Origin of the sequence: Salinivirga sp., from assembly GCF_035268865.1 — a bacterium.
GTDB lineage: Bacteria > Bacteroidota > Bacteroidia > Bacteroidales > Salinivirgaceae > Salinivirga.
The window spans coordinates 1-11,270 of sequence record NZ_DATFKB010000221.1 but is presented as its reverse complement, the minus strand read 5'-3'; the positions used below and the strand labels follow the sequence as shown (position 1 = coordinate 11,270).

At 37.9% G+C, this 11,270-nt stretch carries 13 protein-coding genes; 10 read left to right on the top strand and 3 right to left on the bottom strand.

Annotation, left to right across the window (positions count from 1 at the left end):
• Both VJ937_RS13135 and VJ937_RS13130 read left to right on the top strand, forming a co-directional pair.
• Positions 1–351: alpha/beta hydrolase (locus tag VJ937_RS13135; RefSeq protein WP_324067808.1), on the top strand; the 351-nt coding region annotated here is incomplete at its 5' end.
• Positions 352–358: 7 nt separating this feature from the next.
• The gene (locus VJ937_RS13130; protein ID WP_324067807.1) at positions 359–763 is read left to right on the top strand and encodes a hypothetical protein; all 405 of its coding nucleotides are present in this window, start codon (positions 359–361) and stop codon (positions 761–763) included.
• Positions 764–816: 53 nt separating this feature from the next.
• Here the strand turns inward: VJ937_RS13130 and idi are convergent, their stop codons facing one another.
• Entirely contained in the window at positions 817–1,332 is a 516-nt protein-coding gene (idi, locus tag VJ937_RS13125; protein WP_324067806.1) for an isopentenyl-diphosphate Delta-isomerase, read from the bottom strand.
• 488 nt (positions 1,333–1,820) lie between these two features.
• Between idi and VJ937_RS13120 the strand changes: the two genes are divergently transcribed.
• From VJ937_RS13120 to VJ937_RS13085, 8 genes are all read left to right on the top strand, one after another.
• Positions 1,821–3,170 (top strand): MATE family efflux transporter, encoded by a 1,350-nt coding sequence (locus tag VJ937_RS13120; RefSeq protein WP_324067805.1) that lies wholly within the window; start codon positions 1,821–1,823, stop codon positions 3,168–3,170.
• A 277-nt stretch (positions 3,171–3,447) separates the two neighbouring features.
• Positions 3,448–4,086 (top strand): hypothetical protein, encoded by a 639-nt coding sequence (locus tag VJ937_RS13115; protein WP_324067804.1) that lies wholly within the window; start codon positions 3,448–3,450, stop codon positions 4,084–4,086.
• A gap of 40 nt (positions 4,087–4,126) precedes the next feature.
• On the top strand, positions 4,127–5,047 hold the full coding sequence (locus tag VJ937_RS13110; protein WP_324067803.1) for an alpha/beta hydrolase: 921 nt from the start codon (positions 4,127–4,129) through the stop codon (positions 5,045–5,047).
• 34 nt (positions 5,048–5,081) lie between these two features.
• Positions 5,082–5,246: a hypothetical protein gene (locus tag VJ937_RS13105; RefSeq protein ID WP_324067802.1), complete on the top strand. Its 165-nt coding sequence runs from the start codon at positions 5,082–5,084 to the stop codon at positions 5,244–5,246.
• A 190-nt stretch (positions 5,247–5,436) separates the two neighbouring features.
• Positions 5,437–6,537 carry a sensor histidine kinase gene (locus VJ937_RS13100; protein WP_324067801.1) on the top strand — a complete coding sequence of 367 codons (1,101 nt, stop codon included), beginning with the start codon at positions 5,437–5,439 and terminating at the stop codon, positions 6,535–6,537.
• Between the two features lie 2 nt (positions 6,538–6,539).
• Entirely contained in the window at positions 6,540–7,295 is a 756-nt protein-coding gene (locus VJ937_RS13095; RefSeq protein ID WP_324067800.1) for a LytTR family DNA-binding domain-containing protein, read from the top strand.
• Between the two features lie 92 nt (positions 7,296–7,387).
• On the top strand, positions 7,388–8,074 hold the full coding sequence (locus VJ937_RS13090; protein WP_324067799.1) for an outer membrane beta-barrel protein: 687 nt from the start codon (positions 7,388–7,390) through the stop codon (positions 8,072–8,074).
• Positions 8,075–8,164: 90 nt separating this feature from the next.
• Positions 8,165–9,094, top strand: coding sequence for an alpha/beta hydrolase (locus tag VJ937_RS13085; protein WP_324067798.1), 930 nt, complete (start codon positions 8,165–8,167; stop codon positions 9,092–9,094).
• Here the strand turns inward: VJ937_RS13085 and VJ937_RS13080 are convergent.
• A complete protein-coding gene (locus tag VJ937_RS13080; RefSeq protein WP_324067797.1) occupies positions 9,091–10,002 on the bottom strand; it encodes a hypothetical protein in 912 nt (303 codons plus the stop codon). The genes VJ937_RS13085 and VJ937_RS13080 overlap by 4 nt on opposite strands.
• 176 nt (positions 10,003–10,178) lie before the next feature.
• Entirely contained in the window at positions 10,179–11,201 is a 1,023-nt protein-coding gene (locus tag VJ937_RS13075) for a hypothetical protein (protein WP_324067796.1), read from the bottom strand.
• Between the last annotated feature and the right edge of the window lie 69 nt (positions 11,202–11,270).

Genomic DNA, 11,270 nt, shown 5'->3' with positions numbered 1-11,270 from the left:
ATGCCCGACGATGCCGAATTTATTATTACCGACAGGCTGGCTATGCGCAGTGCAAAAGATTTTGATCATTATTGCCATACTGTAGCCCAATCTGTTGATGGTATGGTAAATGAGCCGGTGATTGATAAACTGGATCTGATTAAACAACCTACGTTAATCGTTTTTGGCGAAAATGATAATCTTATCCCAAACAGGTACCTGAATCCGGGATGGACCAAAGACATAGCAAAGGTTGGTGACAATAAAATTCCTGACAGCAAACTTATTATGTTGCCAAAATGCGGTCATTTTTTACCATTCGAAAAAGCAGATGAATTTAATGCTGCTATACGCCAGTTTTTGAGTAATTAGCACAATTATGCCTCAGGAGTATTTAAATACAGAGTATTGTCACATTGCTTTTGATGAGGATGTGCAAACTGTAATAATTGAGTGGTTTGGTGCGCCTAAAAGTGAAAACTTCAGGAGGGCATGCATGATTGTGATTGATGCGCTTAAGGAGCATAACATATCCAGTGTTTTAACGGATAATTCCAGAGCGGTTATTTTCAAACGCGAAGATCAGCTATGGCTGAATGAGGTGTGGTTGCCTCAGGCAGAAAAAGCCGGATACAGGGCTTCTGCTACTGTTATTAAAAAAGATCCGTTTGTAAGGTTTGCTGTAGATAATATTGTGAAAGGCAGAGATCAGCGTAAATTTCAAAATGAGCGGTTTGAATCACGTGAAGAGGCGCTGGATTGGCTAAAGTCGCTAAATATCTAATTGAAAAAGCATAAAAAACAAAACCCGGTTTAAATTTAACCGGGTTTTGTTTTTTATATTACATTTTCATTTTTGAGTCGGTCGATAATTATCCGGAACCAAACCGTATATAACTCCGGGTGCAATCGTACCTCGCGGTGAATATCATTTATACTCATCCATTTCCACGAATGTACCTCTTCAGGATTAATTACCGGTGTACCATCGTAATGTCCGAATAAAACATGGTCGTATTCGTGTTCGATTAAGTCGTTGTCGAATTGAGTGTGGTAAATAATACTCATTTCTTCGTTTAAGTCGCATGAAAAACCCATTTCTTCTTCGAGCCTCCTTTTTGCGGCTTGTTCAACAGTTTCGCCCGGTTTGGGGTGACTGCAACAAGTATTACTCCATAAACCGGGTGTATGATATTTGGTTTTGGCACGCTGCTGCACCATAAGATGCCCGTCTTTGTTCCATACAAATACAGAAAATGCACGATGTAGCATTCCTTTACGGTGCACTTCCATCTTTTCTCCCGTTCCTATTTGCTGATCTTCTTTGTCAACTAATATAATATCTTCTGTCATTGTGTGCTGATTTTAAAAGTTGTGCAAGTTACATAAAATTTAATTATTTGCTATCACACCAAAGCTTTTCTTGCTTTAGATTAATAGGTACAATTTTTACTTTTTATTGTTTATAAATGTATGATTTTAGCTTAATTCGGTAAATTTTGTATGTTGGAGAATTGAATGGAAATGGGGATCTACAAGCCGCTTGTATGTGTATGTTTTATATGAACCGGGCCATGACTAAAAATAAACCACATTTATGCTGAACATGCCGAAGTACACGAGCATGCTTATATTGAGCTTGCAAAAAGGATGCAGCTTACATGGGACTTATGGCTAGTTCCATCCCGATTAACTTCGCTGAGTTCGTACTTTGTACTTCGGTTGCATCGGGACAGGTTATGACCTTTGAAAAATAAATTTAAACAGATTAATAACCTGTTTCAGAATTGAGGTGTTTCAATACGTATTTTTAACTTTGCCAACGCTCAATTATTTTTTATATGCCTGAAAAACACAAAGAACTGGGTACAGCCAATGTAAACAGGCTGCTACTTAAACTTTCTTTTCCTTCCATGATTGCCATGTTTGCCAATGCAATCTACAATATAGTAGATACCATATTTGTTGGCCGTGGGATTGGTGCACAGGGGATTGCAGGTGTAGCAATTGTGTTGCCTGTGGTGGCCATTGTGTCGTCTTTTGCACACATGATTGGTATTGGTACAGGTACGTTAATATCGAGACAGCTTGGACGAAAAGAGGAAGAGAAAGTTAATAGAACTGCAGGTAACGGATTTTTACTTGTTATACTGGTAGGTGCTTTTTTCAGCACAATAGGCTTTATTTTTACCGATCCAATAATGAAAGCATTTGGTGCTACTCCCACAATTTTGCCCTACGCGCATGATTATGGTAAGATTGTCTTCATTGGTATGCTTTGGTTTCCCTTTTGTGTGAGTACCAATAATTATTTGCGCGCAGAGGGTAATGCACGCGATGCTATGAATGCCATGTTGCTTGGAATTATAGTCAATGTGGTGCTCGATTACATATTTATTTTTCCACTCCAGATGGGGATGCAAGGGGCTGCACTGGCTACCATACTTGGAAAATTTGCGACACTGGTATATTTGATCCTCTATTTCAGGCAGCCAAATCACGTGATTAATTTCAAGTTCAGGTGCTTAAGGCTTAACAAACAGGTGCTTAAGCCTGCATTATCTGTAGGGTTATCTGGTTTTGGAATGCGTTCTTCCAGCAGTGTGGCCAATGTTGTTTTGAACCATACGCTTGGCGCTCTGGGCGGCGATATGGCCATTGCCGTTTTTGGCGTAATTTATAAAATCACTTTGTTTTTCGGTATGCCGCTTTATGGACTCAACCAGGGTATGCAGCCCATTGTCGGGTTTAATTTTGGTGCTGATAACCCTGAGCGCATTAAAAGAACCATTAAGCTGGGTTTCATGTATGCTGTTGGATATGGCATTGTGGCCATTATCTTTTTTCAAATATTTGCCGAACCCATTTTCGGTCTTTTTACTAAAGACCAGAATCTGATGCAGGAAGGACCGCGGGCTTTAAGAATAATAATCTCCATGATGTGGTTAATGGGAATTTACCAAACCACGATGGGTGCTCATCAGGCCATGGGACAACCCCGTGCAGCTTTTGTGCTGGCCATACAGCGTTGGGTGTTACTTGTTACACCACTTGTGCTCATTTTGCCACATGTGTTTAATTTGGGAATTGATGGCGTATGGCTCGCTTTTCCTCTGGCCGATTTTCTTGGAACCATAATCGCGCTGATTTTCTTATTTGTAACGCTAAGGCGAAGAAATATAGTTCGGTGAAAATCCCCTTAAAACTATTGAATAATCAGTGTGTTTTTTTAATCATTAGTAATTATTTGTTTCCCCTGATTTAACAGGTGTCGCTGCCTTTATTTTTAATTCTTCAAACACATCAATGGCATTGAATCGTAATTGATTTAGGATTTTATCCATGCTCATTCTATTAAATTGCAGGTTCATTCCTTTTAAATACACGTTCATCTACTTAATTTATGTGGCTTGCTGAGGCTCAACTAAATTTGTGTTGTCATTATTAATTAACCTAAAACCTGAAAAGATGAAGACAAAACAAATTTTAAGTATGGTAATTTTGGTATTATTCGCCATTAACCTAACAGCACAAACAAATGAGTCTGAAAACTATTTGTGGACCATGAAAACCAGTAAAAAAACGCATGAAGTAGGATTGTATGGTTCTATTTCGGGCCAGTACACTGAGTTGTTCGATAATTCTGCCTTTCTGTTGGGAGCACGTGTAGGTTTTGTGTTTAATCATAAATGGGTGATTGGTCTTGAAGGTCATGCCCTAAATTATGATCATAAACTTACTGAATTTGCAACAGAAGGTCATTACCGTTTAGAGGGGGGATACTCGGGAACTTTTGTAGAATATCTGCAACCTATTGGAAATCGAATTAAGCTGAGTGCCGGGATATTGACAGGACGTGGTGTAGTACAATATCGCTATGATAAAGAAACTGCTGAAAGTCTGGAATGGTATGAGGAGTTTTTGGACAGGGATCAATATGCAGTTTTTCAACCAGAAGTAAGAGTGTATGTGAATATTGGTGGCAACTGGTGGGCAGCAGCAGAAGCTTCATATACAACCACATCCCCCGTGAAGTTAAAAGGAGCAGACGAGGATTTGCTTGAGGGGCTTAATTATGGTCTATCGTTCAGTTATGGAATATTTTAACATGGATTAATTACTGTTAATAAATTTTATTTATAATCCCATGAAAAAGAGAATTTATAGTATTTACATTGTATTGTTTCTCATAACTTTTTTTGGAGAAACTAAAGGTCAAGACACGATTATTACAACTAGTGATGGTGTTAAACTTTTTGCAAGTATAAGAGGAGATGGAATTCCCTGTCTCTTTGTACATGGTGGGCCTGGTCAAGGGAGTAATTACTGGCAAAGTTTAGCAGGAGATATAAGTGAAAACCATTTTAAAATGATTTATCTTGATCAAAGAGGTTGTGGACGTTCAGAGAGTCCTTCAGATTCAAATTACAATATTGATAGGATGATACAGGATTTTGAGGAAGTTCGTGATTATCTTGGTATAAAAGAGTGGATGATAATGGGCCATTCGTTTGGAGGTGTATTACAGACTTATTATGCATATAAACATCCCGAAGTAATTAGGGGGATTTTAATGTTCAATTGCACATTAGATTTATACGAGAGTTTAGAAGAGAGTTATATTCCCGCAGTTATAGCTTTTTTTGACATTGATGACTCAGCTTATTTTAGTAATACTAATTTACCCATATCAGAACGTTTAGATTCCATTCAAAAATTATTTACCACCAAAACAGATGTCTGGAAACTTTCATTTTCATCTGTTGAATCTGCTATGAAATTTGGTCAAACTTATGCAGGTTTCGATACCTGGAATATGGATTTTAGTAAGGCTGTATTTACAATAGATGATTATAATAAAGATTACTCGCAAATTACTCCTGATATTAATATCCCGACCTTATTTCTATATTCATCCAATGATGAGAATGTTGGAGTTAATCATTATAAAAAGATTAAGTTTCCTCATATGAAATTAGTTAAAGTAGATGGTAGTCACATGGGGTTTATTGATAAAGAGGAAGAATATAAGACTGCAATAGATGCTTTTCTTAACCAATATTATTAAAAAGGGGAAAATCTAATTCAAGTATTGTCAACAAATGGTAACCGGTAATTATGATTCATTAAACCTTGCATTTTACGATGAACTTGGTCGATATTTTTCAGGTTCACCATACGAAAATCTTTACATCTCTTATATGAAAAGACACGAAAGAATTGCTTTAAATATGGTGGATGTGGTGAAAGAAAATCCAGGAGGATAATATTATTTCTCACCGGAGTAGACCATCAGGTATATGCCAGAAAAAAATTGAAGAATGTTTTCAGAGATGGTATTGAATTGAATAGCCTTTTTCATTAATAATTAAACTAGCTTTAATTCTCGCACCCTTATTAACCCAACTTCCAATAAGATCAATTGAATTTTTTATTGAAGGTAAAATTTTTTCTAATATGAGTTTTATTAACTTTAACCGGAAAGAAATTGCAATGGAAAATCTGAACCCAATTAAAATTATCAAGTTGCCTCGAGTACTCTTGTTGTTGGCTCTCTTTTCTTTTGTATTGCAATTAATCATAATATCTTATAACCAATTTACAGGTTACATCAATATTAAAAGTGGGCTGGAGTATATTGTCAGACTCGCGTATGGCACTACTTTCTCATTTTTTGCAGCAAACTTATTATTCTGGCCCAATTTAAAAATTGTGCATTGGCTGAATCTACATCTTAACTGGAGTACTAAAGCTACACAGCGCATTTTTGCTGAGTTTATGGCCACCATAATAGTTGGAGGATTAATTGCTTTCTTCATAACACTGCTTGCACATTCCATAGATCAATATGAACAAGGCTTTGGAAATGTGCTGTTTAATAATGTACTTATAGTAGCTGTGATCAATCTCATTTTAATGATTGGCATTGAGGCCTGGCTGAATTTTAGTATTGGTCAAACAGAGGAGAAAAAAGCCAAAGAGTTAAGCCAGGAGCTTGAGTTGACAAAATTTGAAGTGCTAAAAGACCAGCTTAAACCCCATTTTATGTTTAACAGTCTCAATGTTTTGTCAGGATTGATAGATGAGAATACAGATAAAGCCCAGGATTTTATTGGTGAGTTTTCGAAAGTTTACCGCTATGTGCTCGATACCATAGAGCATAATTTAATATCTATTAGGGAAGAACTCAATTTTGCTTCGTCTTATATGTTTTTGCAACAGGTACGATATGGAGATATGCTTAATTACAATGTAAGCGTACCTGATAAATTATTTTCTTACCATCTACCTCCACTGACACTGCAGGTAGTTTTGGAAAATGCAATTAAGCACAACGAAATTAATGAAGGAAGTCCTTTAAATGTGTGCATTTATTGTGATGAAGATTACCTGATAGTCGAGAATAATCTTAACCCAAAGGCATGGCCGGGACATAGCACAGGTATAGGTCAGCAAAATCTGAGAAAAAGATTCAATATGATGGGTGCACCTGAACCCTCATTTACCTTGATTGCCGAGGCTTATATTGTGAAATTACCTTATATTAAACCTGATTAACAATGAATGTACTAATAGTTGAAGATGAAGATTTTGCCGCAAAGCGATTAATAAAAATGGTAAACGAGGTTTTGCCGGAAGCTCATGTCAGCGCGCATGTTAAATCGGTTAAAGAAACCATAAGCTGGTTACTTAAAAATAAGCCTGACCTCATTTTTATGGATATTCAACTATCAGACGGGATTAGTTTCAATGTTTTTGACCAGATAGATCTTCAAACACCTGTAATATTCACTACAGCATATGACCAGTACGCCATTAAAGCATTTGAAGCCAATAGCCTTGGCTATATCTTAAAGCCTGTGCAGCGCAAAGATCTTGAGAAAGCAGTTGAAAAGTATCGTCATCTTTATGATGGCCAAAAAGTCGACTTAAAAGAATTGTGGCAGCAAATGAGAGAGGGCGAAAACCTTTACAAACAGCGATTTTTAGTTCAGCGAGGAGAGAAACTTGTTTATGTGAAAACGGCCGACATTGCATTTTTTTATGCCATACAAAAGGATGTGTATGCCACCACTTTTGAGGGTAAAACTTATGCCATGGACAATAGCCTCGATGCTATTAATGAAAAAATTGACCCGAAAGATTTCTTCCGAATCAACCGTAAGTTTATTATTCATATAGCTGCCATTGAGAGTATGGTTGCGCGCAGTAGAGGACGTGTAAAAGTGAACTTAAATCCTCCGGCTGACGACCCCGAAGAAGCTGTTGTGAGTGTGGAGCGGGCCGCTGATTTTAAAAAATGGTTGAACCGGTAGTTTTTTATTTATCATTGTTAGCAACATTATGCCTCCGATTTGGAAAAGATTACTATTTTTGGATGGAGTTTTTTAAAATTAAATCCTGAAAAATGAAAAAGCTAATTTATTGGAGTACTGTTCTTGTAATTGCATTATTATTTACAAATGGTTTAAGTGCTCAAAGGTGGTTCGATGTCCATGCAAATTTGTCTATTCCTGTAGGAGATTTTGGCGATGAAGATATTTATGATTCGGATGCAGGTGGGGCAGGCATTGGTGTCAATGGTGGTTTAAAGTTAAATTACCTTTTCAACGAAAATGGTGTGGGTGCATTTGGTGCGGTAGATTTTTTTATTAACGGAACTTCACGAGATGTGCAGGAGGACCTGGAAGATATGTTCGATGAAGCTTTTGGTGTGCAGGCAGATTATGATTTCCCGGAGTTTCGAAATATCCCGTTTAGTGCCGGCCTCCAGTTTTACATAGACACCCATGAAGGTGTTGAGATTCTGTTAAATGGTGGTTTAACCGCCAATTATTTAAGCGTAAGCAATTTTGAGATTGAAATAGAAGGGGATGTGCTTGAGATGCGTACAGAGCCTGCTTTTCATTTGGGGTTTAAAGCTGGTGCAGAACTACTGATCGCTAAAAAAATTAGTTTGCAGGTCGGGTATTTTGGTTTAGGCGATCATGAATTAAATATAACAACATCTGCTCCTGGAATACCTGATGAACAGGCTGAATCTGATATGAAGGTGAGTATTTTGACTGTTGGCTTCGGCTACCATTTCAGGTAAGCTGTTGAGTTTTTCGGTATTGTATATTATAAATTGTTTTTTCGCATATTGTTATGCACATCAATCAGGAATTTTAATACCTTTATCTTTATGAAGTACAGTTTTATAGTGTTGGCCCTTTTGGCAGGTTGCATAAGCACAAATAAAGAAAAAATGGCACAAAAAAATGTGGTTGGGACATTCGAACGCATAGAAAAATTCCATTCCGATTACATATCGAGCCGCACGGTGGATATATGGTTGCCAAATGGGTATGATAAAGGTAAAAAATATGCCGTGCTTTACATGCACGATGGTCAAATGCTTTTTGACTCCACTACCACCTGGAATGGGCAGGAGTGGAGTGTGGATGAAACACTCCAACAGTTAATTGATGAGGATCAGGTGCGCGAAACCATTGTGGTTGCAATATGGAATGGGGGCGAAACCCGGCACGCCGATTATTTCCCGCAGAAACCATTTGAGACTTTGCCAGATGATATGCGCGAATATTTAATTGATGAGGCTCAACGAAATGAGGAAACATCACTTTTTGCTACTGATGTACGATCAGACGATTACCTGAAATTTATTGTAGAAGAGCTTAAACCATACGTTGACAGTCATTTTTCTACCCTGACAAATCGCGAAAATACCTTTGTAGCCGGTTCCAGCATGGGTGGGTTGATTTCAATGTATGCCATTTGTGAATATCCGCAGGTGTTTGGTGGTGCAGCCTGCTTATCCACCCATTGGCCCGGTACTTTTGCCATTGAAAACAATCCTATTCCGGAGCAGTTTGCAACATATATGCGGAATAATTTGCCAGATCCGCAAACACACAAAATTTATTTCGATTATGGAACTGAAACGCTTGATGCTATGTATCAGGAGCTTCAGCCAAAAATCGACAGTGTGATGGTTGAAAGCGGTTACGATAGCGCTAATTGGATGACACGGAAATTTGAAGGACACGATCATTCTGAAAGGTCATGGCAGTCGAGATTGCATATTCCATTAAAGTTTTTGCTGGGTAGTTAGCTTGCCATTTTTTTATTTTCAATATATTTCATCAGCATCCAACGCCTGAAATGTTTGTACATTCTGAGTGATGTACGCAGTGAAAAATAGTTGTCACTGAAGAGCCTGACAGCATTGAGTTTATAAGTGTTTTTTAGCAATGGTGCCATTTTCCATTTTTTAGCTTTGAGCAAGTGTCGATATTCCGGAATCGCTACATGCTCCATCTCTTCTTTACTTAATTTTTTAATCCAGCAGGCAATTTGTTGCATTTGCATTCTTGTAATGGCCAGGAAACGCATGGTTTCTAAAAAGCGTGATGTTGCAATAGGGTTATCGATATGTATGACCGGAATTTTGTTGTTTTTAAGCTCGAAGGAGTAAGGCAGTAAACCTGAAAAATCATCGCTGTCAGGGGTTGGATATTGTAAAAAGAGACCCCGCGGAATCATCATGTTGTTGGTGCACAGGTGGTAATAGGGGTGTTTATTGCGTTCATCAGATGTGTAAGTTAAAAGGTTGTGCATAGCCAACCAGTGCAACTCATAATCCGGAGCGGGGCGCCGGCCCGATGCAGATACACCTCCATGCACAACAACACCCGGTTGCATTACTTCGGTGTATGAACTAAGAAATTTTCTGTGGGTAATGTGCATGCTGCCATGAACAAACAGGAGATAAGAACCCGATGCCTGTTGTGCCAGCATATTCTTCATTTGTCCGTGGCTCCAGTACTGGTTGTGCCTGATGTATTTAATGTTCAGGTTGTTGCAAAGTGCTTCGTTTTGTCTGCTTATACTGGATTTACTTGCTGATTCAGCAACACAAATTTCAGTGTCTACATCAAGTTTTTCCGCCTGCTCCTTTAGGCGTGTAATAAGTTCGTTTAAGGCAACGTCCCGGGCGGTTATACAAATACTGAGCATCATAACTATTTGTTGTCAGAACAAAGATAAGAATTTGGCAAAAGGAACAAGCCAATTTCTGCTTCAGAAATGTCAATTAGTATTAATATGTCACTAAAATGGGAATGGCATGTATAAAAAAGCCCCGGAGTATTTATAAAATCCGGGGCTATATAAAAAGTATTGTATTCGTATTAGTGTTATTCGACAATGAGTTTGTGCATCTTATTATTGACCCTCACAAAATAGAAACCTTTTTCAAAATTATCGTTGCGTGTGTATTCCACACCATATTGATTAAAAATGCGGTAATCTGCACCTTGCAGATTATTGAATAATACATTCATTTGATCAGCTTTTACGGGGTTGGGGTAAATTTTAAAACCATCGTTCACGATGTGTATGATTTTAAGTACTTCGTTTTTACCATCATAATCAAACTGTTTAAGCTGAATGTAGAATTCACCGTGTGCGCTGAAATCGAAAGTATAGTCAGATCTCACGGACGTGGTTCCATTCCCGTTCACTCGTCCAACTTCCGTCCAACTATCCATATCAGTTGATTTTTCTATAATAAAATAGTCGTTATTGAGCTCTGAGAGGGTGTACCACTCAAGTCTGACTCTGTCGTTTACAATTTCGTGTGTAAGGTTTCCAAATTCTACTGGGAGCGGGTTGGTGTGTCCGTCGTCAAGTGTGCCGGTACCCGTTGGCAAATTGCCATTATAACTTCCTCCCACATTAATTTGGCCATCATTGTTTACTGAACCACCAAGATTATTGTTAAAGTCGCCTGAAACACCAACTGTACCAGTACTACTGATGTTGATATTTGCAATTGTATTAGCTAAATCTCCGTCAACCAAAAGGGTACCATCTACATTTATTATTCCAATGAAACTTGCTAAATCGCCATTTACTCTTACAACACCATCACCATTAATAGTTATTATTGTTCCGAGCTCTGATAAAAATTCCCCGTTAATTATTAAGCTATCTACTGGCCCATTGTTGTTTCCTATGGTTAAGGTGCCTCCAAGCAATAAATTTAGCTCGCTATATGATGTGACCTTATGTTCAATATATACATCTGAAGTAAAAGTGGTGCCCGGAGCAGCTCCCTGCCAGGTTGCATTGTCTTCCCAGTCGCCATTTTGGTTGGTTGTTTGAGCTATTAAACTAATGCTTAAAAATAGAAATGTGCTGAGTAAAAAGCCTTTCATTTTTCACTGTTTTTATGGTGTTTTTGCAAAAGTACAGAATTATTGTATAGGTACCTAACTTCTTTTGCT